Raw genomic sequence first — 23687 nt, 5'->3', positions numbered from 1 at the left:
CTCATTCACTTTTATGAAAAGAAACCCTTCAGAGGAAGGGCTTAACTCATTTATTATATCAGTTTTTACTGGGATCACAACTATTCTTAAAAATGTTTCACGATCAAATAAACATCTTCCCCAATTCTATGGGCAATTCCGTCAAGGATCGCCTCAAGGTTTTTAGCGAAAAGCTCCATCTCTTTTTGGTCATTACAAAAAAAGATGGGTGTCCCTCCTGAAGCACGGTTCCGGTTTGTCGTGATAACAGACAAAATCACTTTCGTCAGCGATTCACTCATCCTATCACCTTATCCTGTTTTTTGATAAATTCCGTAGGCATTCTGATCGCGTTTTCCAAGGTCGGAACATTACTGATAATCTGAACAGCTGTTTCCGGGTGATGAATTTGCGGCAGGACAAAAACGCCCACTCTTCCGTCATTAAGATCCCTTTTCGCGATTGGCGTCAGGGACGGCTCTCCTGAGTCCCGATACACCCCCAGCACATTGGAGACATCAAATAAAATGGCCTGGCGCTGACCCAGGTTGGCAATGGTTGCAGCTGAATTAAAATTTTTAGGGGTTAAAATAAACCCCATTCCATGCTTTAAAATCAGCTCCTGTTTCTCCGGAAGTCCGATGTTCATCATATAAATATTATCTATAAACAGACCCGGCCCTTCGAAGTGAGGCTCTATGTACTCAATATCCACAATATCTTTCAATACACTGCCGGACATAAATTTCATTGCCAACAAAAAACAAACAACAGCGGTGATGACAGCAGCCCAGATTGAGAAAAACACGTACGCCGATGTTGTCAAAAGAGCAGTAAAAATTACGATATAATTTCTGCTTTCAAACGCAATGGCGATTCCTTCAATATATGTGCTTCCTCTTGAGACAAGTTCGTACGAATCCATTTGTGTCAGCGTATTCCGCTCCATATTTCTGACATCTCTGAATTGAGTGGCTGCAAGTGTCAAAAACGTGATGGCCGTAAACTCCTCCTGTAATAGCGCAGGCATAATAATGGCCCCTAACCCTGCCGCAATAAGCCCAAGTGCAATATGAATGACTTTTCCGTGAATATAGGTCGGATACTGACGGTAATCTGTTTTCAGCATATACAGCCTTGTGGCGACTCCTGCTACGACCCCCGCAATAATCGGATAGATGTAATCACTCATGACATTTTAGTAGCTCCTTTGTTTGATCTTTTGCCTCTCTGGCCAATTTGACTGGCGAGCTGTTCATACTTTGATATGCCAAACAGCAATATCGTTCCTGCAGAGCACGCGTTAAGCCATTGAAAACCTCCGACAGCCGTATGCCCTGCCAATTGTTGAATGACAAAAGAATACACCAGTTCACCTTGGCACATTCCTAGAACATATAAGGCAAGCTGCATCTGAAAATCCCTTTCAACAGAAGCAGTCAAAAGCACACATAATACAACAGCGGTCCACTCAGGTTTTATGATGAACCAAACCGGATCATATAATGCAAAAAGATAAACAAACGCATACCCGGAAACAAGCGTCAGGTGCACCATGATATAGCGAAATCGTTTATACATCCCTAAATATCCGGCATAGACGCACCCGCAAACGAGAAACATCACGTACGCCGCATTCAGAGAAAAATATAAAGTAAAGTGATGTATGCTTAAGATGATATTAGTCAAAATAAATACTGAGACGGCAAAGCGCCTTTTCGTCTTTCCAAGAATAAAGGTTGTCAGCACCCACAAAAACCACATTGACCAATAATAATAAAATTGTTCCATTTCGCTTCCTCCATACTCCCAGTATGGAGTCTAAACACTTTTTTTAAACAAACCGCTTCACGTAAAGGAGAATGATCATGGGAAAAGACAGACAGGAGAAAAAACTCAAGGCTTCGGGCAGAGTGGAATCAGACCGGGACCAATCGATTCACTATGACGGAGCCACCAGCCTTGAACAAAACGGCAAATTTAAAAAGCGTAAATCATAATACAAAAAGCCCAAAACTCACACCGTTTTGGGCTTTTCTTATACAGCTGTCAACGCACATTGTAATTGGAAGTATGAATGCCTCTCTCAGTCAGCCAGTGATGAGTCTCACCTTTTATGACAAGAGGAGCCCTTTGCAAATCAGAAATCGTACTGGTGCCAAGCACAGTCATAATCATTTTTAATTCCTCTAGGATCAGCTGAATCTCTTCAAGCAGCCCTTCTTCGCCTTTTTCAGTCAGCGCTTTTAAGAAGTGCCCTGCCATTCCGGTACAGGAAGCCCCAAGAGCTATCGCCTTCGCGACATCAAGCGCATTTTGAAGGCCGCCGGACGCAATCGTTGTTTTACCGGGAAACTCAGAGCGGATTTCCGCCAGGCTCGCTGCTGTTGAAATCCCCCATGAGTTGAAAAAAGTGATCTTCCGCTGTCTTCGGAGATTTTCTATTTTCGAGAAATTTGTCCCTCCGTAACCGCCGATATCAACAGCTGCCGCACCAGCTTCATACAGCTTTCTTGCTGATTCTTTGCTCATTCCGAAGCCTACTTCTTTTATTATGACAGGCACTTTGATTTCGCTGCAGATCTGTTCAATACGGGAAAGAGCGCCGCTAAAGCTTCTGTCGCCTTCAGGCATGACAATTTCCTGAATCACATTCAGGTGAATCTGCAACGCATCCGCCTCAATCATTTCGACAGCTTCCTTCGCCTGACGAGCTGTCGCCTCACTGCCCAAGTTGGCAAAAATCAGCCCATTCGGATTTTCCTTTCGGACGATTTCATACGAATAGCGTTCAGACGGGTCTTTTAACGCCGACATTTGTGAGCCGACAGCGAGAGGAATATCAGCTATACGAGCTGCTCTAGCAAGCGCCTTATTAATTTCATATGTAAGTTGTCCGCCGCCGCCAGTCATTGCATTGATAAAAATCGGCGAACTGCTTGAAAGTTCGCCGATTTTTGTGGAAATATCTACTTGTTCTAATGCAAGATCGGGCAGACTGACATGAACAAACGTAATATCATCAAGACCCGTCTCCCGCTTTTGGCCGGTAGACAGGGCATGATTGATGTGTTCTCTTTTCCGTTCTGCTCGAGTCACGTTTATCACCAATTATTTTAGTTTATTAAGCTTATCTCCGATCAGATCTCCAAGCTGGAAGCCAGTGCTTGTTTCTTCCTTCGCCTGATATTGGCGGTAATCCTCTTGATCGGCTTTAGGAGCTTCTTCAAGCTCACGCATGCTTAATGAAATGCGCTCTTCATTTTCATTCACATCAAGAACCTTCACTTTTACAGTCTGTCCTTCTTCAAGGACTTCATGCGGCGTGCCGATGTGTTTATTAGAAATTTGAGAAATATGAACGAGACCTTCTACGCCAGGAAGAATTTCAACAAACGCACCGAAGCTCACGAGGCGCTGAACCTTTCCTTCAAGCACATCACCCGGCTTGACCTTCTCGCCAATTTGGCTCCAAGGCCCAGGCAGAGTTTCTTTAATAGATAAAGAAATACGCTCATTATCCCGGTCAACCGATAATACTTTCACTTTCACTTCCTGTCCCTCTTCCACAACATCAGACGGCTTTTCAACGTGGGAGTGGGAAAGCTGTGAAATGTGCACAAGCCCGTCGATACCGCCGATATCAACAAACGCGCCAAAGTCAGTCAGGCGCTGCACTTTACCATCGAGCACACTTCCAACTTCTAGAGACTGAAGAAGGTCTTGTTTTTTATTCGCCTGCTCACTTTCAACAACCGCACGGTGTGAAAGGATGACGCGGTTTTTATCACGGTCAAGCTCTACTACGAGCAGAGACAGTGTTTTTCCTTTATAGTCGGTAAAATCTTCTACAAAATGCGCTTCTACAAGTGATGCCGGAATAAAGCCTCGAACGCCGATATCAACGACTAGACCGCCTTTTACGACATCTTTCACTTCAGCTTCAAACACTTCTTTTGTTTCAAATTTTTTCTCAAGGTCTTCCCAAGCGCGGTCTGCATCAACAGCACGTTTAGATAAAATCAAAGCATCGTCTTCCACTTTTGTTACTTTCAGGTCAAGCTCGTCGTCTACTTTTACGACATCCGATGCTTTCTCTACATGAAGACTTGATAATTCACTGATTGGAATAATACCGGACTGTTTGACATTGATAATTTCAACATCCACATGCTTGTCCTCTACCTTTGTCACAATCCCTTTTACTACATCTCCAACCTCTGGTACTTGAACATCAATTTGATTCATTTCCTCTGTCATTTGAATAACCTCCTTGGTCCAAACCTACACAGCTTAATTAAAAACGGTTTGAAAGCTGAACACGTATCATGCATGTCCGCTTTTAGCCGAATATGTATTAAAGAATCATCCAAAAAAGATTTTGAATGATCAATAAAAAGTTTTATTAGTATTAACTTCTAATAAAAGGACAGGTTTGTCAAGCAATAACATTCTTTCTTTGTTGAAAAATTCAAAAAAAGTGGCCTCCGCCGGTATCAGCGGGACTTTTGCTCCACTACATCAAGGATTTTTTCAGCAACTTCCTGAATGGAGAGAGAAGTCGTGTCGATTTCAAGCGCGTCATCTGCTTTTCGAAGCGGAGAAACTTCGCGCTCTGAATCGAGTTTATCTCTTCTTGCAATTTCCTCAATTAATGTTTCGTAGTTGGCATCGTAGCCTTTTTTTACATTTTCTTCATAACGGCGTTTCGCTCTCTCTTCAACAGATGCCAAAAGAAAGATCTTCACTTCGGCATTTGGAAGCACATGAGTTCCGATATCACGTCCGTCCATGACAACGCCGCCTTTTTCCCCGAGCTGCTGCTGGCGTTTCACCATTTCTTCCCTGACGCTTCTGTGCTTGGCAGCAATTGAGACTTGATTGCTGACCTCGTCTTTTCTGATGTCCTCAGTCACATCTGTGCCGTTGACAAGCACCTTTTGTCCTTCTTTTGTTGTAATCAGCTCAATATCGGTTTGCTTTAACAGCTCAGCCAATTTTGCTCCATCTGTCAAATCAACTTTTTCTTGTAAAGCCACATATGTAATGGCCCGATACATCGCTCCCGTATCAATATATATGTACGATTTTTTCTCAGCCACAATTTTGGCAACGGTGCTTTTCCCCGCAGCAGCCGGGCCGTCGATCGCAATCGATAATTTCTTTTCCATAATTCCTCTCCTTGCTCTTTTCTCCTCTATGGATTGTATCATGAACTTTATGAAAAAGGGTGAAAAATTCATGAATAATTAATGTTTGAACGTTTCTACCCAATCATTAACTTCCATTTTATCCACCCCTTCATATTGAATCACTTTTGAGACATAAGGTTCAATATGCTGATAGTGAAAAAGAAACTGGATACCAATTAAAATCACTGCCTGAATGAACAATAATTTGAGCAGCAGCCGTTCAAAGGTCTTCATCGGCCCACCTCCATCACAAATAGTATGGAAGTGTTTGCCGATGTTTATTCCAATCGTCCCTTTCTTCTCTTGTTTAACTGGCGGCGAAGGCAATACTGAAGAAGGAGCTGCTGATCACTGGCTGAAATCTCCGAATATTCCAAGGTCATTTTACGTTTGCCTGATTTTGAATCATTAAACACACGCCTGACAACCGCGTCAGCCTCTATTTGATGCGTTTTTTCCTCATCCTGAAGGCTGATGAACAGGCGCAGCGTATCCCCGTGCTGAAAAGAATAGCCATCTGTCACAATCAAAGCAATACCGCCGGCGCTGATATTGTACGAAAGTGTTTGAAACCTGTCTTTTTCATCTGCCGGCTCGACCAGCACATCCAATACCGCGTCAGTTCTTACATATTGCCGGCGCTGAATTCGCTTCATTTTTTCACGAGGAGGCACTTCAAGGCAGATCATTTGAAGCTTATCCTTCACTTTTCCCTTAATTCGGCTTGAGAAGCGGTAAGGCACTTCGTCTTTACCGACAAACTCTACCGTTACTTCAGTATCATGATGTAAAATCACGGTTCTTCCTGTGTTTACATCAACCGGATATGCGATCAGGAGCTCTCCGTTTTCTATACTCACGGCTTTGCTCTTTGCTATTTTTAAATCATTTTCTTCTATGTATTCTAAGTGTACAGTTTCCCCAATCTCTATCATTGACTTCACTCTTTCGCATTCAATATACTCACTTTTTTATTAAATCATGTAATGAAAAAAAGGAAAAGACTTTTAGTCCTTTCCTCCTAGTTTTTATAGGTCTTTATATATAGGTTCAGCATTTTTTAGTTTTTCAACTTTCTCTTCCGTTCCGTCATTAGCATTTATATACATTCTGAATGTATCATTTTCAATCGTACCCAGCATTTCATAGCATAATACTTCCTGTCCTAATTCATTTGTGATCACAGCAAGCCTTGTTTCTCTCACTTCTACACTTTTGTTTAATTTTGCTTTCGCATCTTGTTCAGAGATAGCCGGCTTTGGTATGTCTCTTTTTCTGTGGGATGTTAAGAAATCTCGTGCTGAAAAGCCGACAACCTCGCCGTCATCCAAGGCAACTTTCATACGGATGGCTTCTGGATACATCCGGACATTATTTTCTATTGGAACATATGAGAATACACCGATTTTATCGTATTGCGCACTTTCATCGATTTCCAGATCTTTTGTTTCATATCCGTTTTTCTTTAGAAAAGCAAGGGCTCGATTCGATCCGTCATTCAAGCTGATTTTCTGATCTTTCACTTCTCTGTTTTGGATTAAATAAACCGGGTGTCCGCCTTTTTTTGTAATATCCATATATATCGCTGCTTTATGATCAGGATCTTTCATACTGATACTGTAGACGTCACGGTTTGTTTTTTTTCCGCTCTTTATCACTTTGATTGCATAATTGTCATCAGGTGCAAAGCGTTGGGCAATTTGTTTGGCTTCCTGTGCAGAAATTTCTTTTCCCTTCAGATGGGCAAAACCCTTCTCCTCTTTTTTGGTGCTGGTGAAACTTGGCCCAAGATCTGTTCCTGAGGCGAAGGATCCGACATTTTTTTCAACCGTTTTAAAGCTGTTGATGATCGTGTTATCACTCTGTTTTTCATCAGAGGCCAGCGCCATCTCTACATCCATCCAGCGCAAGTTCTTGCTCATGACAAGGTGCTGAACGTGGCGCAGTTCATTTTGTATATCTTCTGATTGCTGATAAAGCTTATTTAACGAAGTATACTCTTTTTCGTCGAGCGGTTTTTGATCCAAATCTCTGATTGACGTTTTATAGCTGAAATCACCGATCTTGGATAACAGCTCTTCCGTTTTGTTAAACGGCATTAATGTAAGCGGCAGCTGACTGACACTGTTATGGGCTTCTGATGTAATTCTCCAAACATCTATCAATGCGGGGGACAGTGATTTTTTGCTGTTCATGGCAAGCGTTGCGCCAATTTTATCATGCAGCTGGTCTACTTGATAGGTGAGCTCATGAAACGCCCGCTGATAGTTATTTTCAGCATGAAGAAGGACAGCGTCTTTTTCCTGGTGCTCTTTGTATCCCCAGTAACTAGTACCGACAATTGCAATACCGAGCACTGCGATTAAAATAGCTCTGATCATTTATCACACCTCATTTTTATGCTTTCTTATGTCCTGCTACTCACAGAAAATGTGTTTACCGATTCTCTTAATCTGCGGGCGCCCCCAAATCCACGCGCTGGTAGCTGTATCCGGATTAAAGTAATACAGCGCTTCCTCGGAAGGGTCCCAGCCATTAATGGCGTCTAATACTGCTTCTCTTGCTGTTTCGTTCGGCTGCATATAAATTTGTCCGTCAGCCACCGCTGTAAAGGCAAGCGGTTCAAAAATAACACCTGCTATTGAATTTGGAAATAACGGACTGTTTAAACGATTCAAGATAACTGCTGCAATAGCAACCTGTCCCTCGTACGGCTCGCCACGCGCTTCCCCGTAAACCGCTTGAGAAAGCAGCCGAATATCATTATTGGAAAAACCGCCCGGCATGTTAGCTGCAACCGCATCCTGTTTTCTGGTTTTTGCAGGCGTGTTGTTGTTTTGCTGTTTATTCGCTTGCGGCTGCTGTGTTATTTTTTCAGCAGGCTGTTTCTGCCGCGTCTCTGCTTGCTGCCTTGCTTTTTGAGTCGCTGTTTTTGACGGTTTCGTTTGGTATTTCAGCGGTATTTTTCCGTAATGCGTGAATTTATTTCCTTTTTGGAGCTGCTCCATGACATATTCACGGTAATATTTAGACTTAGATATCAAGGTCTGTTTGGTTTGGGCTCCGACCAGACCGTCTACCTCTTTTAAGCCGAATTGATCCTGAAAGTTCCGTACTGCCCAGTATGTCCCCCATCCATAAACCCCGTCAATTTTCCCATTATAATATCCGTTATATTGAAGACGCGCCTGCAGCTCGATCACATCGTCCCCTGTTGCCCCTCTTTGAATGACTTGATTAGAAAAGGCTGAAATTGTTTCAGTATTGATAAACGTCGTAATTATAAAGGAAAATAAGATGAGACATGCCATAATCGATCCTTTGGACTTCATCTTTTCAAGCCTCCTACAGCAAATTTTTGAGTGTAATCGTATTTTCTGTAACGAGGTTATTTTTATACACTCTTTCCTTCTTATCCCTCACAGCTTAAAAATTTCAGCAAATCAAAAAGCCGCACTATCGCTGTGCGGCTCTTCTATATCTGCATCATATTGACGGAACGGGCTTTTTTTGCTTTTCGCAAACCAAACCACCATAAAAATAACATAAATGGAAACATGTAATAGATCCAATTACTGAGGGCTGTCAGGATAAAGTCATACGACCCATGTAAAAGTGAAGGTACGGCCAACGAAAGGAAAAGCCATTTTACACGTGCTTTTTCAGCGGAAAAACGCGCTTTCCCTAGGTAAAACCCCATAATCACTCCAATTAAGGCATGGCATGAAACGGGCAGCAGCGCTCTGACAAACGCATGCTCCACGCCATGACCGATTAAATAAAGAATATTTTCGAATGTCGCAAAACCGAGCGATACACTTGCGCCGTATACAATTCCGTCATAATGTTCATCAAAGTGGGCGTGCGGGTAAACACTGATCATTAAAATAAACCATTTTAATGATTCCTCCAAAAAGCCAGAAGACAAAAAAGAAACAAAAAAGCTTCCGCCTCCCACATTCTCTTTTTCAAGCACATACTGGATAAACATGGTGGGAAATACAAGAACAACCCCAAGAAAAAATGACCGAAGCACCATATGTACAGGTTCATTATCATACTGATCTTTTAAATAAAAATAACTTAACAGCGCGATGCCGGGAGCAATTCCTGCAGAGATGATTGCAAACATCAGGCAACCTCTTTCCTTTATATTCCTATGTCTATCCTACCATGTTGTGTATGAATTTACATCTGTCTGCCCTTAAAAAAACAAAAAGAGCATACGAATCCTTCATATGCTCTCCTCTTTTCACTTATCTTCTCTTTTTGCGATTTCATTTGCGATGTGGCCGCCGTGAAATCTTCCGTTTTCAATAAATATTTCATTTGCATTGTTTCCGGCAGCGATGACCCCTGCAATAAAAACGCCTTCCACATTGGTTTCCATCGTTTCTTCGTTAAAAAACGGACGTCCTGATTCCTCATCGATTTTCACACCGATTTTTTTCAAAAATTGATGATCAGGATGATAACCCGTCATGGCAAATACAAAGTCGTTTTTAATGGTAATCAGTTCCTGCTGGCCGGAGCGGAAAACGACTTTATCTTCAGTGATTTTTTCTACACAAGCGCCAAATTCCATTCGGATTGTACCGTTTCTTACTAAAGATTCGAATTCTGGCAGAATCCATGGCTTAATGCTAGAAGAATATTCATTGCCCCTGTATAAAACGGTGACACGCGCTCCTGATTTTACGAGTTCAAGCGCAGCATCTACACTTGAATTTTTCCCGCCGATAACGACGACGTCTTTATCGAAATACGGATGTCCTTCCTTAAAATAATGGAATACTTTCGGCAAATCCTCACCGGGTACGTTCATATAGTTTGGATGATCATAATAACCTGTGGCAATAATGCAGTATGGTGTTGAATACGTCTCTTTTGACGTTTCGATAACAAATGAATTGTTTTCTGCTTTTGTCACTTTTTGAACCATTTCAAATGCATTCACACGGATCTTTTTCCGCTTCACGACTTCCCTGTAGTACGACAAAGCCTGAATTCTGACAGGCTTTCTGTTTTCGGTAATAAATGCCACGTCACCGATTTCAAGCTTTTCACTTGAGCTGAAAAAGGTTTGATGCGTCGGATAATTGTAAATACTGTTAACGACATTGCCTTTTTCAATGACGAGGGCATCAATGCCAATTTGTTTTAGGTGAATGGCCGCAGATAACCCGCAAGGACCTCCGCCAATAATTATTGCTTTTTCTTCAATCATTTCCGTCAACTCCTGCGATTGGCATTCGATTCACATTTTTCTATTTCCAAATAAAAAAATCTCCTATTTTATCATAGGAGATTTTTATTTTTTATGCAAATCATCAACTTATATCCAGCCTCTAAAGCGCGAAGCCTCCGCCATTTTACGCACGCCTACCATATAAGCGGCAAGTCTCATGTCGATTCTTCGGTTGTTGGCCATTTCATAAATATTGTTGAATGATTTTACCATCATTTTTTCTAATTTCTCTTCTACTTCTTCCTCGCTCCAGTAGAAGCCTTGGTTATTCTGAACCCATTCAAAATAAGAAACCGTTACGCCTCCCGCGCTTGCCAGTACATCCGGAACAAGCAGAATGTCACGGTCTGAAAGAATTTTTGTTCCTTCAAGCGTAGTTGGGCCGTTTGCTGCTTCAACAACGATTTTCGCCTGAATGTTATGGGCATTTTCTTCTGTAATTTGGTTTTCAATCGCGGCAGGAACTAAAATATCACAATCTAGTTCCAGCAGCTCTTGGTTCGTAATGGTATCGTTGAAAAGCTTTGTCACTGTGCCAAAACTGTCGCGGCGGTCGAGTAAATAATCAATATCCAGGCCTTCAGGGTCATACAGTCCGCCGTATGCATCGGATATGCCGACAACCTTTGCTCCTGCATCATGCATAAATTTTGCCAAATAGCTTCCGGCGTTTCCGAAGCCTTGAACGACAACTCGCGCACCTTTAATATCGATGCCTTTTTTCTTCGCCGCTTCTTTTATGCAGATGGTTACACCTTTTGCTGTCGCTGATTCTCTCCCGTGAGATCCGCCAAGCACAAGCGGTTTGCCTGTAATGAACCCAGGCGAATTAAATTCATCAATTCTTGAATACTCATCCATCATCCAAGCCATGATTTGTGAGTTTGTAAATACATCCGGTGCCGGCACGTCTTTCGTCGGACCGACAATTTGGCTGATAGCTCTGACATAACCCCTGCTTAGACGCTCCAGCTCTCTAAACGACATATCCCTTGGATCACAAACAATTCCGCCTTTACCACCGCCATATGGAAGATCAATGATACCGCATTTTAAACTCATCCAAATGGAAAGTGCCTTCACCTCTTTTTCAGTTACGTTCGGGTGAAAACGTATCCCGCCTTTTGTCGGACCGACAGAGTCATTGTGCTGGGCACGATAACCCGTAAAAATCTTGACTGAACCGTCGTCCATACGAACTGGTATTTTTACCGTTAATAATCTCATCGGCTCTTTTAACAGTTCGTATACTTCTTCAGGATATCCCAATTTTTCCAGAGCCTTATGTATTACGGTTTGGGTTGATTTTAATACATCAAGTTTGTCCTCTTCTGTATGACCGGTGTTTCGATCGGCTGCCATTTGAGTTAACCTCCTAGAATCTTCTGTTTCTCACATGCTCCCTTTCAGAGAATAGTATACACCTTCATATGATCTATGCATAGGATAAACGTTATGTTTTTCCATGTTTTTTAACAAAAAAAACCGCTGTAAAAAACAGCAGTTTTTCTTCCATTCTTATGAAAAATGAGTTTGGATTGTCTCTACAGCATTTCCATCCATAATGAGCTTACCATACTCTTGTAAGCGATAAATCGTTAATGTTGTCGGATTGCCGTATTCAGCCAGGACCGCCACAACACCCTCGGCAGTCTGTGATCCCAAGTCTTCAAGGCTCAGAAAGTACTGTCCTTCATAGTGGTAGACAGTTCCTCCTGTGATACCGATCCGCTGTAAGCTTTCAGAAAGCTGAATGATATCTTCAAAGGAATGGAATTGATATATGATGTCCGCGCTTTCGTCAAGCTTGACTTGCATTTCGATGTAATCATCATCATACTCATCTTCTTCTGAATCCGCTTCTTGGTTCTTTGTTACGATCACAACCATCCCTTGTGCTTGGAGAGAATACACTTCCACTGCAATCGGTCCATTCGCTTCAAAGCCGAGCTCTGTATTTGCTTCATTCATCATATCTTTAAATAACTGGTGGACTTTAAATGAGTCCTTCCAGAGGTCTTCTTTTGTTAATCCACGATCAGTTAAATCATCGAGGGTCAAGAAGATTTTGATCTTATTATAATTCAGACGCTCAAGCCGCATAACGTTCCCTCCTGCCTCTACTTGCACACAAATCATATAACACATTATATGAGATGATGAGTCATAGGTTCTTAATTGTTATCAGTTTACACTGAGTTCACTAGTAAGACAAGCACAATGCAGTTTTTTATTGACACACTCTTTAGGGAAGTCATTCAGGTGCTGCAAGTGTCACGATGTGTGCCTCAGGCTCCGCCCCTAAACGAAGGGGCACTTTTGTTGTGCCGTACCCATTGCTGATGAGGTACGCAGCATTTTTAACAAAACCGGTTGTACCAAGCTCATAAGGGCCAAATTTCCCAAATCGAATCTGCCCGCCATGGGTATGCCCGCTGAATATCACATCAATACCGTCAGTTTCATTGATTTGTTGATGGATCTCAGGGTTATGGCAAACCAGAACGTTCACCTGGTTCCCGTCAATTTCTTTAATCGCTTCTTCATAATCATCCATCTCCATCCTGATGTCATCCACTCCGGCTATGGTGATGGTATGTCCGTTATACGTAAAAGGAACCGATTCATTTCGCAGCGTAATAATACGGTGCGTTTTAAATATAGCATACAGTTCCCGCTGACTGATTTCATAATCATTGTTTCCCCAGACAAACATGACAGGGACTCCCAAACCCGCAAGCCTTCTGACGTTTTCCTCAATTCTCGAGCAGGGCACCCCGCCCTCAGCTAAATCACCGCCGATTATAACCAAATCCGGCTGATGGCCCTGCGCTTCCTCCAAAAGACCGTGATCAACAATACGTTTATGAATGTCAGATATAAAAAAGATCGTAAGAGGCGGCTTCCCCTTCATTTTTGATAACGTAAATGTATGGATTTTTAGGTGATTGCCTTTTGCCACTGAATACATTTTTGCCGTCATTGCCACTGCTGCAATAGCCAATGCACCGGCAATTTTCATTGATCGCTTCATTAAAAACTCTCCATTCTTTTAGAACTTATCAATAAGACGGACAATAAAAAAAAGACGTTTCTATCGTTTGAGAAAACGCCCCATTTTATTTACTTTCAAAATATAGATTAATATCGTATTGGTGCTTCATCAATTGAAAAACAGATTCTCTCGCCTTCCATTTATCAGGCTGCGGCCAAAGATCAGTGCTTTTCTGAATAATTTCACATCTCAGTTTATGGAAATCACCCTCGGCTTTTTCTTCTTTTTTCTTAAAATAATATGAAGTGCAGTATGCAAAAGCAGTTGCCATCATCCAAAATAAATAAAAGGTATGGCTGAGCATTTCTTGAAGAATGAGCTGAGGCGCCGGACTTTTGATCATCATAAAAAGACATAATAAGCCCAGGCAAATGAGTGAGGTCCACCGCCACCTGCGGCATTGCGCAGCATAGTTTTCGTATTTTTGTTTTCGTTTCACCAACGCCTGTAGCATCTGTTTGGTCGGCGCGTCCGTAAATCGGTCCAGCTGGTTCCATAAGGATTCCATACGCTTCACACCTTGTCCCTTTTCATTGCTACAATATATGAGCCTGCGATCAAAAAGATGCCCGCTAATAAGTCAAAGGGATGTCCAAAATTTGCCCGGTATAAACGTCATTTCCGTTCAAATGGTTATAGGCACGGATCTTTTCTTCTCCTGATCTGCTTTTATAATATTTCATGGAAATGCGGTACAGCGTTTCTTTCTTTTGAACGGTGTGCTGAACGATACGTTTTGCCTCCGTATCTTGAACTGGTTCAGACTGCTGCTGTACCTGTTCCTGCTCTTTTTGGACTGTTTTTTCCGGGGAAGGGGAAGCAGCCGCGCTTTTTGCTTCCTGTTTGTTTGCTGTGTCCTCTTTTTCCGCTACAGCAGGCTGCTTCTTATCAGTTGTTGCTTCTGTTTGTTTCTCTGTCTTTTTGCCTTCAGATTTTTTTTTTGACTCTTCGCGCAGAACTGTCTCTGCCGTTTCTTTTTTGGCCTCTGGTTTTTGGACCACCTCGTATTTACTCTGGCTGCTGTTTATAAAAACATCTTCATAATCATCGGGATTTTCCGGATGGCTTTTCATTAGATAAAATAAGGTGACAAAGACGATAACCGGCACAAATACAAACAGTACTGCGAGAGTGGTAAATAACGGCGTTCTTGTTTTACCTTGCTTTTTTTTCTTCTCTCTTTGATTTTTTACAGATTGTCTTGTCGGAAGGCTTTCTTCATCATCTTCGAAAAGGTCGTCCGCCAATGCGGTTTTATGGTCTTCATAAAGATTCTGGGCTTTTCTTCTCTCTACTCTAGACATGTTCGTCATGTGTATCCCTCCTAACATGTTCAAAACGAATCTGACAGGCAAACACGGCATCAATAATAAAATGCGCCGTTACCGGAACAAATAGATTGCCGGTCCATTCATAAATCAGTCCAAGCAAAAAGCTGATTGCCGTCACCATGATAAATAGCAGCCATTTTGTCAAATACCGAAAATGAAGAACAGCAAATACAAGACTGGCCGCCCATAAACCAATATGGGTCTGCAGCACTCCCCTGAATAACATTTCTTCAGCAAAAGAAATCAGAAGCGTTAAAAATATAATATGAGGGATTGGCCTTTTACTGAATAACTTTTTATTGATTCCGCCGTCATCATATAAATGAGGCGGACACCATTTCATGATTGCCATGTCGGCTAAAATGACAATAACCGCCAAAGAAACACCATACCAAATGATTCTTGTATCCCTAATATGCCAGAGCTTGAAAAAATCACTTGCATCCTGAAAAAAGAACAAAACGGCAGCAGCGGACACCATGATGATCAGAAGCTGTGTCATGTATAGCTGCTTCAGTATATCACGGTCAGATAGATGCTGGATCAAATCCTTTTGCTGTTTCAGTTCGGCTCACCTACAGTCGCTAGACTGAATATACGATGCAATTCCGATCTCCAGCCGTCTAATGGCGCTTTTTGGACGCGCTCCTCTTTTTGTTCATACAGCGAAAGATCAAAACCGCAATGTGAACAGCATGGCATGCTTCCTTTATCGGGCTCGTATGTTTCATCAAAATAGGCTAACAGCGATTGTCTTAAACAGCCATCGCGATGAAGTAAAGCTGCCACGTGACGCATTTTTTCAAGTTTCAGCTCCATGCGATACGTGATTTCCCGCTTGATCAGATCAATTGATGTTTTCCCCTGCATAAAGAGATGGATGATCATTCGCGACTGCGTCTCTGTGATACCATATTGCATGAATAATTCGCGCAGTTTTCTTTCGTCCCGTTCTTCCGTTTCTTCCAGCACGCGAATAACATTGGCGATTTCTCCATCCGCAAGGCGCTCCATTTGGATAATCTGCTCCTGCAATTCGAAATCTCCAGGCGCTCTGAGCAAAATGCTGACACTCGGTTTTCCGTCACGCCCTGCTCTGCCGATTTCCTGCATAAAAGCTTCAGCCGTCTGCGGGAGATAAAAATGGATGACATATTTGATATCAGATTTATCAACACCCATGCCGAACGCATTTGTACAGCAAATGACATCAAGCTGATTATTGATAAATTGCTGCTGAATTAACATTCTGTCACCAGAATCCATGCCGCCATGGTAATAATCAACCCTGCTGCTTGTTTTATTTTTAATTTCCTCCGCTAATTCCTCTGCCCATTTCCTTGTCGGACAATAGACAATTCCCGGTCCTTGCAGGTTTTCAACCAGCTGAATGACCCTATCTATTTTTTCGGCAGTATCCGCGGTATTTTCAACTTTGAGCGCAATATTCGGCCGGTTAACTGAGTTAAGATGCTGTTCGGCATGCTGCAGATCAAGCAAATTCATGACATCATGCAGCGTATCCTTCGTCGCCGTAGCCGTCAGAGCAAGCACCGGCGGATGCCCTAGTTTTTTTCTCAGCTGTCCAAGCTTTGAATAATCAGGTCTAAAATCATGTCCCCATTCCGATATACAATGCGCTTCATCAATAACAAAAAGACTGATCGGAACGCTCTTTAATTTTTCCAGGACATATGACGACTGCAAAGCTTCGGGCGACAGATACAAAAATTTGTAGCGGTGGATATGCTCCAAAACGAAATGTCTTTCCTGCCTGCCGAGCATGCTATTCAATGCGGCAGCTCGTTTTTCTCCCCGCGCTTTCAGCTGCTGCACCTGGTCCTCCATTAAAGAAAGCAAAGGAGAAACGATTAATATCATACCGTCAAGCATATAACCGGGCAACTGATAGCAAAGAGACTTTCCTCCCCCTGTGGGAAGCATTGCAATGGTATCCTTTCCGCTGAGTACGCTTCTGATGATGTCCTCCTGCCCTTTTTTGAAGGAATGAAAACCAAAAAACTGATATAACGCTTGCTGTAATTTAGTCATACTGTTTCACCTGCTTTGCCAATGCCAGCCTGATTTGAAAGTAGCTGAACCGCTGCTCTAGGCCTTCTCGAATTTGTTTGATCTTGTTTGTCCGCATGCGTTTGGCGAACTCAGCAATTTGGAGCTGATCTTCAGCCGAAATATATCCATCAATCACAAAAGCCGGCTCATGAAGAGAAATTTCGACGATATGGTCTTCAATTGTGGCGGTTTTCAGCTTTCTGATTTCAGCAATTCGCTGAATCGGAATCCCTTGTCTGACCATCTGCCATGTTTTTCTCGTAGACTCAGTCAGTGCGTTCTCCAAATGCACATCAGAAAGAAGACCCTTTAATATAGAATCTTCACATTGCGGCAAGGAATGAATAAAATAATGTACCGCAGCCCAAAACAAGACATAAACGTACCACTCGTCTTCTTTCAGATTGTCAGCAAGCTGCCTGCTCGTATAACCGATCCTATTATATGAAGTTAATGAGTAGACAAAGATAAGAGCTGCTTTCTCGTCAAGCTTTTGCAAATGATTCTCCAGCATATCCTGCAAGCCTCTTGCCAGTTTTTCATGATCCTTTTGCTTGTGCATGTATCGCTTGACCCAGTGAAGCGTCTTATAATCTTTTGTGACGGGAATATACTGTCTGCTGCTGTGCTGCTTATTTGACAATCCCTGTACGAGAAGGGAAAGTCTTTTCCAAAGCACGCTTGCGGCCTGCTGAAAATAAGCGCCGTGGCAATGGGCTGGCCAAGGCCGTTCACTCAGCGCCTGCCTCAACTTGCTTTCGCCTCTAATAGTCACTCTGTATGTATCTGTTTCTGACATCGGTTCCAGAAATGACTGCTGTTCAAGCTTGCGAAGTGAGGCTGAAATGTCGCTTCTTGAACATTGCGGAGCCATTCCAAAATATCTTGCAGTCTGAAATAAGCCGGCATCTTGAATGGTTTGTGACGATCTTTTTCCTTTGAATAAGTGAAAAACGGCACTTCCTGTCCGTTCCCCGTTTATTTTAGAAAGGCAATCGAGAACCATGATATCAAAGTAATTTAATGACAACCTATCCACCCACATTCTTCCTGACAAAAATCGCCGGTTTGTTCTTTTTATTTTAACAGATTTTAAACAGAAATCGACGTTTAAAGTCATCATTAGGGGGGATGTTATGTAGATAACCCCTTATGTGATAAGCATTCTCAATCATTTTTCTGTTGAAATGTGGCATCAACATCATTACAATAAGTAAGAGGAATAGGTGTTAAATTGATTAAATATAAAGATTGATCCATTTGTTCCACCAAGAACAATCTGGGAGGTTTTATTCATGGCAAAGTACACAATCGTAGACAAAGATACATGCATTGCATGCGGCGCTTGCGGAGCGGCTGCACCAGACATTTACGATTACGATGATGAAGGCATCGCGTTCGTAACGCTTGACGAAAACAAAGGCGTTGTCGAAGTTCCTGAAGTACTGGAAGAAGATATGATTGACGCATTTGAAGGATGCCCTACTGATTCCATCAAAGTGGCGGATGAGCCGTTTGAGGGCGACCCGCTTAAATTTGAATAGAAGTAATTGAAAAAGCTCCCCTGCGGGAGCTTTTTTTATTTAATGAATATGCGCGCTTCTTTGCTGTTCAATCCACGGTTTAAGCTTGATAAAGATAAGTGTGAACACAATCGTAATGACAATGCCTTTTATGACGTTAAATGGCAGGATACCAGCGACTACCGCTGTTTTCAGCGCACTGTCGGATAATGCCGGGGAGTGTAAAAACCATGTGTAGGCCGGAAGAATCAGAACATAATTCAGAATGCTCATCAGCACCGTCATAGCTGCAGTTCCAAGCAGAAGACTTACTGCCAGGCCTTTTGCTGAGTTCAGCTTTTTAAATAAGAAAGCAGTCGGCAAAATAAAGAGTGTTCCGGCAATGAAATTTGCAATTTGTCCTACAGGCACTCCAGCCATGCTCCCCTGAATGATATATTGAAGAACGTTTTTTATTGCTTCAACGGCAATACCCGCTAAAGGTCCGTATATAAGAATCGCAATAATGGCAGGGACATCACTGAAATCAATTTTTAAATAATCAGGAAGCCCCGGAAACGGAAAATTTAACAGCATCAAAACAAATGCGATGCTGCTCAGCATGCTGATCACGACTAATTTTTTTACTTTCAATTTGCTCTCTCCTTTTCGATCACATCTTACTCGAAAAGCGGAAAGGTTCTTTTTCCAGCCAATAAAAAAACCGCTCTATGATATAAAAGCGGGGTTTCAAAAATTTGGCTTGGTAAAGAAACGTTTGAAAACCTTTCTTTCAAAACGCTGCTGAACCTCCATCTTCTCCCATCCAGACTATACTGTCGGCTTCGGAATCGCACCGAATCCTGCTGTCAAAAACAGCTCGCGGGCTTAGAGCCATTGCTCATCACCGCCGGTAGGGAATTTCACCCTGCCCCGAAGATTGATCATATGAATTTGGTTCCATTATAAACGATAAACGGTTGGTTGTATAGATAATTGCTTCAAATTAAATATAACGCCAAAAGTCTCTAAAACTGGTCAATTCCTCGCTTTCCTTTTATCCTTTACTGCGTCAATACACATTGACACTCTATTGAGAATATGTTAAATTATCAGATATTTAGTTTGTCAATTTAGGAGGAAATCTTACGATGTTTCGAGTATTGGTCTCAGACAAAATGAGCAACGACGGCTTACAACCACTTATTGAATCAGACTTTATTGAAATCGTCCAAAAAAACGTAGCAGATGCAGAGGATGAATTACATACCTTTGATGCTCTATTGGTGCGAAGCGCGACAAAAGTAACAGAAGACCTTTTTCAAAAAATGACTTCTTTAAAAATCGTCGGAAGAGCCGGTGTCGGTGTGGATAATATCGACATTGACGAAGCGACGAAACATGGGGTAATTGTTATTAATGCGCCAAACGGAAACACAATTTCCACAGCTGAGCACACATTCGCGATGATCTCATCTTTAATGAGACACATCCCTCAGGCCAATATTTCTGTAAAATCCAGAGAATGGAACCGCACAGCATATGTCGGTTCGGAACTTTACGGCAAAACACTTGGAATTGTAGGATTAGGAAGAATCGGAAGCGAAATTGCACAGCGTGCGAGAGCCTTCGGTATGACCGTGCACGTTTTTGATCCTTTCTTAACAGAAGAAAGAGCGAAAAAAATCGGTGTAAACAGCCGTACGTTCGAAGAAGTCTTGGAAAGCGCAGATATCATCACTGTGCATACACCGTTAACAAAAGAAACCAAAGGCTTATTAAACAAAGAAACAATTGCAAAAACGAAAAAAGGTGTTCGCTTAATTAACTGTGCACGAGGCGGCATTATCGATGAGGCAGCTCTTCTTGAAGCTTTAGAAAGCGGCCATGTTGCCGGTGCGGCTCTTGACGTTTTTGAAGTTGAACCGCCAGTTGATAATAAACTCGTTGACCACCCGTTAGTGATTGCCACTCCTCACCTAGGGGCATCGACAAAAGAAGCGCAGCTGAATGTTGCAGCGCAAGTATCAGAAGAAGTTCTGCAGTTCGCAAAAGGTCTTCCTGTTATGTCAGCCATTAACCTGCCTGCCATGACAAAAGATGAATTCGCTAAGATTAAGCCGTACCACCAAATCGCAGGAAAAATCGGCAGCCTCGTATCACAATGCATGAAAGAGCCGGTACAGGATGTCGCGATTCAATATGAAGGCACAATTGCTAAACTTGAAACATCGTTTATTACAAAAAGCCTTCTGTCAGGCTTCTTAAAACCACGCGTTGACTCAACAGTTAACGAAGTAAATGCGGGCGGTGTCGCAAAAGAACGCGGCATTAGCTTTAGTGAAAAGATTTCCACTTCTGAATCTGGATACGATAATTGCATTAGCGTAAAAGTGACAGGAGACCGCAGCACCTTTACCGTTACAGCTACCTATATCCCTCATTTCGGAGAACGCATTGTCGAAATCAACGGGTTTAATATCGACTTTTATCCAACAGGCCACCTGGTTTACATCCAGCATCAGGATACGACGGGGGTCATCGGCCGAGTGGGACGTATTATCGGAGATAACGATATTAACATTGCAACCATGCAGGTTGGCCGTAAAGAAAAAGGCGGAGAAGCCATCATGATGCTTTCTTTTGACAGACATTTAGAAGATAAAATTGTGAAAGAACTAACAGATGTTCCTGATATCGTGTCTGTGAAACTTATTGATCTTCCATAATGAAAAAAACTCAAGCTCTGCAGCTTGAGTTTTTTTCTGCTTTTTAACGGTTTCCTGTTTATGTATGTTTGTGCAGTACTTCTAACACGTTTCTCAGTTCGGATACAGGTATTTGCCCAGGTGCTGAAGCCTCTTCTCCTGCGCCGAATGTGCAATCTGATCCAAATACCTCACCGCTCAGCCTGCTGACTAATCCCGTTCCCGCCATTGACATTGTGATCATCGGTCGGTCCGCATATTTTGTCTTCATCGTATACGTCGCATCAAGCAAGGTTAAAAGATCTCCTGCATCCTTCGGCATTACGGCTATTTTCGGAATATGCGCTCCTAACTCCTGCATTTTACGAAGCCGAGAAATGATCTCGTCCTTTGCAGGTGTTTTCTGAAAGTCATGATTAGACATAATCACGTAGACACCATTTTCTCCTGCTAAAGATACTAACGCTTCAACGTTTGCCTCTCCTGAAAATAATTCAATATCGATAAAGTCTATATCTTTTGTGCGGATAGCCGTTTCCAGCAAAGCGATGTAGGAACTTACATCCATTTCTTTGCTCCCGCCTTCTTTAAGCGATCTGAATGTAAATAGAAACAGCTTGTCTCTCAAAGACTCTCGCAGCTTTGAGATCATCTTTATGACTGCTTCATTGTCGTCTGCTTTTTCAAATACATCGGCTCGCCACTCGACAATATCCGGATCCAGTAATTTCACAGCTTCTGCTTCTTTTAAAATTTGCTTTTCTGTTTTCCCCATCAGCGGAACGATGATTTTCGGCATCCCTTCACCGATGGAAACTCCTTTGATTGTTAACACGTTCACTCGTCTCAAATCCTTTCAATCTTTACCTTGTTTTATTATACACGGACAAGTTTTTTTGAAAATTTCTATTATATGAAAAGCAACGAAAAAAGAGCCTGAAAAAAGGCTCTTTTAATGTAAGGAAATCGGATTTGGAGCAGCAGGAACCGGAATAGCTTCTGATACATCGTATCTGCCGATTTTTTTTGTTCCCGTTTCCGCAAAGGTCACTTCTGTAAAGCCAAACTCCTTTGCTGTTAAAAGAAGTCCCTCCAGCATTAAGATGCCGGCAATAGAATCCTCAACCCCCGAGTGTTTTGAGAAATGGATATATAAGTGATTCTGTTTCTCCGTTACAGATTTGACGGCACCCGCTTGAATAAGAGGTGCAGTATTTGTTTGATTGCTCGATTCCATTTCCTTAATAGCTTCTTTTACAGTATTAAATGTTCTTTCTGTTGGAACGAGAAAGTCTTGTCCTTGTTCATTTTGGTACAAGGAGTAGGCTCTGTTCGACTGTTTAGGAATAGGAATTTCAGTAAAAGTACCATTTGAGCCAATACTGGCGCCGTCCTTTTTCTGCTCCGATGAAAAAATTTTGATTTTTTCATAAGGACTCCATTTTAATGATTCTTTCAGCAATTTTTTTAGTATTGCGTCGTCTTTTACAGAAAAAGCCTCAATGGGCTGATCGACTTGTATATTTAATTCCTTATGATTTTGGTTTTCCTTTACCTCCACTTCATCCATGAAGGAGGGAATTGTGATGGCGTGATCAAGGATATCCAATTGATCACTTTCAAACAGCACCTCCTGTATGGTTTGGTTTGATTTCGTTTTTTTAATGCTGACGGGTATAATTGTGGATGTTTCGGCATCGGCAATTGCTACAGTCGTATAGTTGTTCTGCTCCTTTTCAGGAACAACTAACGATGACTGATCCAGGGATAATGCAGCTTTTTTGCTGTCTGCTGTCTCAGTTTTCGTTATAGCGTTTTCTTGGGACGCTTCTTTTTGTTGAGGCTGTGCCTGATCAAAGAAATGAGGAGAAATAATGAAGGCGATATAAACCGCAACCGCAGTGGCACATGCGGGGCCAATCCACCTAACAGCGGACTTTTTTTTGCTTTTTGCCATCGAAAGCCGCTTGTATATGTCTTGCGGAGAACGATGGTCTTTAACTGCCGGCAGTTGACTTAACAACTCCTTTATCTGTTCTTCGTTCCAATCTGACTTCATCATCCATTAGCTCCTCCCTCAAAAGCTCCATATGTTTCCGAAGTACTTTGAGCCCTCTGTGTTGGGTCGTTTTCACTTTGCTTTCCGAGAAGCGCAGAGCATTGGCTGTTTCCTGTATTGAATATCCCTGAATAAACCGTAAGATAATCACAGCTCTTTGATCGATCGTACATTGATCGAGCGCAGCATAAATTTCCCGGACATTTTCATGTTGAACCGCGAGTTCGTCCGGAAGCAATTGCTGATCTCTGACATCCTGTGTGTCCCAATCAAATGTCCCGAGTACACGCTGTCTGATCGTCTGCTGCTTACGGAACCAGTCTATCGCCACATGGCGTGCAATCGACAAAAGCCATGTTTTTTCACTGCTTCTTCCTTCAAACGTATGATATGAATTTAATACACGAATATAAACCTCCTGAAGAAGGTCTTCAGCCTGGCTTTTATCCTTTACCATATAAAATAAAAATTGATATAAATCTTGATGGTAAGTTTTATATAACGCTTGAAAGGTTTCTTCCATAGGAAACCCCTCCGTTC

Annotated in this window: 27 protein-coding genes and 1 riboswitch; of the genes, 3 read left to right on the top strand and 24 right to left on the bottom strand. The window is 42.2% G+C overall.

All coding sequences use genetic code 11. The features are described from left to right. Window positions 1-86 precede the first annotated feature (86 nt). From H7F27_RS09630 to H7F27_RS09620, 3 genes are read right to left on the bottom strand one after another with little or no spacing between them, the layout of a single operon-like run. Complete coding sequence (locus H7F27_RS09630; RefSeq protein WP_024121875.1) at window positions 87-281, bottom strand: capping complex subunit for YIEGIA; 195 nt, start codon at window positions 279-281, stop codon at window positions 87-89. Then, a complete protein-coding gene (locus H7F27_RS09625; protein WP_185848870.1) occupies window positions 278-1171 on the bottom strand; it encodes a YIEGIA family protein in 894 nt (297 codons plus the stop codon). Before H7F27_RS09625 ends, H7F27_RS09630 begins: the two co-directional genes overlap by 4 nt. Next, complete coding sequence (locus H7F27_RS09620; protein WP_059336631.1) at window positions 1168-1770, bottom strand: YphA family membrane protein; 603 nt, start codon at window positions 1768-1770, stop codon at window positions 1168-1170. The genes H7F27_RS09625 and H7F27_RS09620 overlap by 4 nt, the downstream gene beginning before the upstream one ends. Window positions 1771-1847: 77 nt before the next feature. Between H7F27_RS09620 and H7F27_RS09615 the strand changes: the two genes are divergently transcribed. Next, on the top strand, window positions 1848-1979 hold the full coding sequence (locus tag H7F27_RS09615) for a YpzI family protein (protein WP_010334754.1): 132 nt from the start codon (window positions 1848-1850) through the stop codon (window positions 1977-1979). Window positions 1980-2028: 49 nt separating this feature from the next. On the opposite strand, the gene fni is transcribed toward H7F27_RS09615, so the two are convergent. From fni to H7F27_RS09530, 17 genes are all read right to left on the bottom strand, one after another. After that, the gene (fni, locus tag H7F27_RS09610) at window positions 2029-3078 is read right to left on the bottom strand and encodes a type 2 isopentenyl-diphosphate Delta-isomerase (protein ID WP_101860572.1); all 1050 of its coding nucleotides are present in this window, start codon (window positions 3076-3078) and stop codon (window positions 2029-2031) included. Window positions 3079-3090: 12 nt separating this feature from the next. After that, window positions 3091-4239, bottom strand: a complete 1149-nt coding sequence (gene rpsA, locus H7F27_RS09605; RefSeq protein ID WP_024121879.1) for a 30S ribosomal protein S1 — start codon at window positions 4237-4239, stop codon at window positions 3091-3093. A 236-nt stretch (window positions 4240-4475) separates the two neighbouring features. Continuing rightward, window positions 4476-5150, bottom strand: coding sequence for a (d)CMP kinase (gene cmk / locus H7F27_RS09600; protein WP_101860358.1), 675 nt, complete (start codon window positions 5148-5150; stop codon window positions 4476-4478). A 78-nt stretch (window positions 5151-5228) separates the two neighbouring features. Next, complete coding sequence (locus tag H7F27_RS09595; protein WP_095713192.1) at window positions 5229-5405, bottom strand: YpfB family protein; 177 nt, start codon at window positions 5403-5405, stop codon at window positions 5229-5231. Between the two features lie 44 nt (window positions 5406-5449). Beyond that, entirely contained in the window at window positions 5450-6106 is a 657-nt protein-coding gene (locus H7F27_RS09590) for a cyclic di-GMP receptor DgrA (protein ID WP_101860357.1), read from the bottom strand. Between the two features lie 93 nt (window positions 6107-6199). Beyond that, the gene (ypeB, locus tag H7F27_RS09585) at window positions 6200-7552 is read right to left on the bottom strand and encodes a germination protein YpeB (protein ID WP_024121883.1); all 1353 of its coding nucleotides are present in this window, start codon (window positions 7550-7552) and stop codon (window positions 6200-6202) included. Between the two features lie 36 nt (window positions 7553-7588). Continuing rightward, entirely contained in the window at window positions 7589-8503 is a 915-nt protein-coding gene (gene sleB, locus H7F27_RS09580; protein ID WP_024121884.1) for a spore cortex-lytic enzyme, read from the bottom strand. A 143-nt stretch (window positions 8504-8646) separates the two neighbouring features. Then, complete coding sequence (prsW, locus tag H7F27_RS09575; protein ID WP_185848869.1) at window positions 8647-9303, bottom strand: glutamic-type intramembrane protease PrsW; 657 nt, start codon at window positions 9301-9303, stop codon at window positions 8647-8649. 120 nt (window positions 9304-9423) lie between these two features. After that, a complete protein-coding gene (locus tag H7F27_RS09570) occupies window positions 9424-10398 on the bottom strand; it encodes a YpdA family putative bacillithiol disulfide reductase (RefSeq protein ID WP_024121886.1) in 975 nt (324 codons plus the stop codon). Between the two features lie 108 nt (window positions 10399-10506). Further along, window positions 10507-11781 (bottom strand): NAD-specific glutamate dehydrogenase, encoded by a 1275-nt coding sequence (gene gudB, locus H7F27_RS09565; RefSeq protein ID WP_024121887.1) that lies wholly within the window; start codon window positions 11779-11781, stop codon window positions 10507-10509. A 156-nt stretch (window positions 11782-11937) separates the two neighbouring features. Continuing rightward, complete coding sequence (locus H7F27_RS09560; RefSeq protein WP_010334765.1) at window positions 11938-12522, bottom strand: genetic competence negative regulator; 585 nt, start codon at window positions 12520-12522, stop codon at window positions 11938-11940. A 151-nt stretch (window positions 12523-12673) separates the two neighbouring features. Next, on the bottom strand, window positions 12674-13453 hold the full coding sequence (locus tag H7F27_RS09555) for a metallophosphoesterase (RefSeq protein ID WP_024121888.1): 780 nt from the start codon (window positions 13451-13453) through the stop codon (window positions 12674-12676). An 85-nt stretch (window positions 13454-13538) separates the two neighbouring features. Beyond that, window positions 13539-13982: a YpbF family protein gene (locus tag H7F27_RS09550; RefSeq protein WP_095713195.1), complete on the bottom strand. Its 444-nt coding sequence runs from the start codon at window positions 13980-13982 to the stop codon at window positions 13539-13541. 64 nt (window positions 13983-14046) lie between these two features. Continuing rightward, the gene (locus H7F27_RS09545; protein WP_103671754.1) at window positions 14047-14787 is read right to left on the bottom strand and encodes a LysM peptidoglycan-binding domain-containing protein; all 741 of its coding nucleotides are present in this window, start codon (window positions 14785-14787) and stop codon (window positions 14047-14049) included. Next, entirely contained in the window at window positions 14771-15352 is a 582-nt protein-coding gene (locus tag H7F27_RS09540) for a CPBP family intramembrane glutamic endopeptidase (RefSeq protein WP_308457293.1), read from the bottom strand. The genes H7F27_RS09545 and H7F27_RS09540 overlap by 17 nt, the downstream gene beginning before the upstream one ends. 14 nt (window positions 15353-15366) lie before the next feature. Then, window positions 15367-16857 (bottom strand): RecQ family ATP-dependent DNA helicase, encoded by a 1491-nt coding sequence (locus H7F27_RS09535; RefSeq protein WP_185848868.1) that lies wholly within the window; start codon window positions 16855-16857, stop codon window positions 15367-15369. Continuing rightward, a complete protein-coding gene (locus H7F27_RS09530; RefSeq protein ID WP_185848936.1) occupies window positions 16850-17908 on the bottom strand; it encodes a YpbB family protein in 1059 nt (352 codons plus the stop codon). The genes H7F27_RS09535 and H7F27_RS09530 overlap by 8 nt, the downstream gene beginning before the upstream one ends. A gap of 265 nt (window positions 17909-18173) precedes the next feature. Between H7F27_RS09530 and H7F27_RS09525 the strand changes: the two genes are divergently transcribed. Then, the gene (locus tag H7F27_RS09525; RefSeq protein WP_003225461.1) at window positions 18174-18422 is read left to right on the top strand and encodes a ferredoxin; all 249 of its coding nucleotides are present in this window, start codon (window positions 18174-18176) and stop codon (window positions 18420-18422) included. Between the two features lie 39 nt (window positions 18423-18461). On the opposite strand, the gene fmnP is transcribed toward H7F27_RS09525, so the two are convergent. Further along, complete coding sequence (gene fmnP / locus H7F27_RS09520; RefSeq protein WP_024121894.1) at window positions 18462-19034, bottom strand: riboflavin transporter FmnP; 573 nt, start codon at window positions 19032-19034, stop codon at window positions 18462-18464. 156 nt (window positions 19035-19190) lie between these two features. Beyond that, window positions 19191-19325: riboswitch (FMN riboswitch) on the bottom strand. 206 nt (window positions 19326-19531) lie between these two features. On the opposite strand from fmnP, the gene serA reads away from it, so the two are divergent. Continuing rightward, window positions 19532-21109 (top strand): phosphoglycerate dehydrogenase, encoded by a 1578-nt coding sequence (gene serA / locus H7F27_RS09515; RefSeq protein ID WP_101860353.1) that lies wholly within the window; start codon window positions 19532-19534, stop codon window positions 21107-21109. A 58-nt stretch (window positions 21110-21167) separates the two neighbouring features. Here the strand turns inward: serA and aroD are convergent, their stop codons facing one another. The 3 genes from aroD to sigX form a co-directional block, all read right to left on the bottom strand. Next, window positions 21168-21929: a type I 3-dehydroquinate dehydratase gene (gene aroD / locus H7F27_RS09510; protein ID WP_101860352.1), complete on the bottom strand. Its 762-nt coding sequence runs from the start codon at window positions 21927-21929 to the stop codon at window positions 21168-21170. A gap of 111 nt (window positions 21930-22040) precedes the next feature. Continuing rightward, complete coding sequence (locus H7F27_RS09505; RefSeq protein WP_185848867.1) at window positions 22041-23150, bottom strand: sigma-X negative effector; 1110 nt, start codon at window positions 23148-23150, stop codon at window positions 22041-22043. Beyond that, window positions 23086-23670 (bottom strand): RNA polymerase sigma factor SigX, encoded by a 585-nt coding sequence (sigX, locus tag H7F27_RS09500; protein ID WP_024121898.1) that lies wholly within the window; start codon window positions 23668-23670, stop codon window positions 23086-23088. The genes H7F27_RS09505 and sigX overlap by 65 nt, the downstream gene beginning before the upstream one ends. Window positions 23671-23687: the final 17 nt, after the last annotated feature.

The sequence above is a fragment of the Bacillus sp. PAMC26543 genome (genome assembly GCF_014250375.1).
GTDB classification, from domain to species: domain Bacteria; phylum Bacillota; class Bacilli; order Bacillales; family Bacillaceae; genus Bacillus; species Bacillus halotolerans.
The sequence above is the reverse complement of the archived record's forward strand: the minus strand, read 5'-3'. Positions and strand labels throughout refer to the sequence as shown.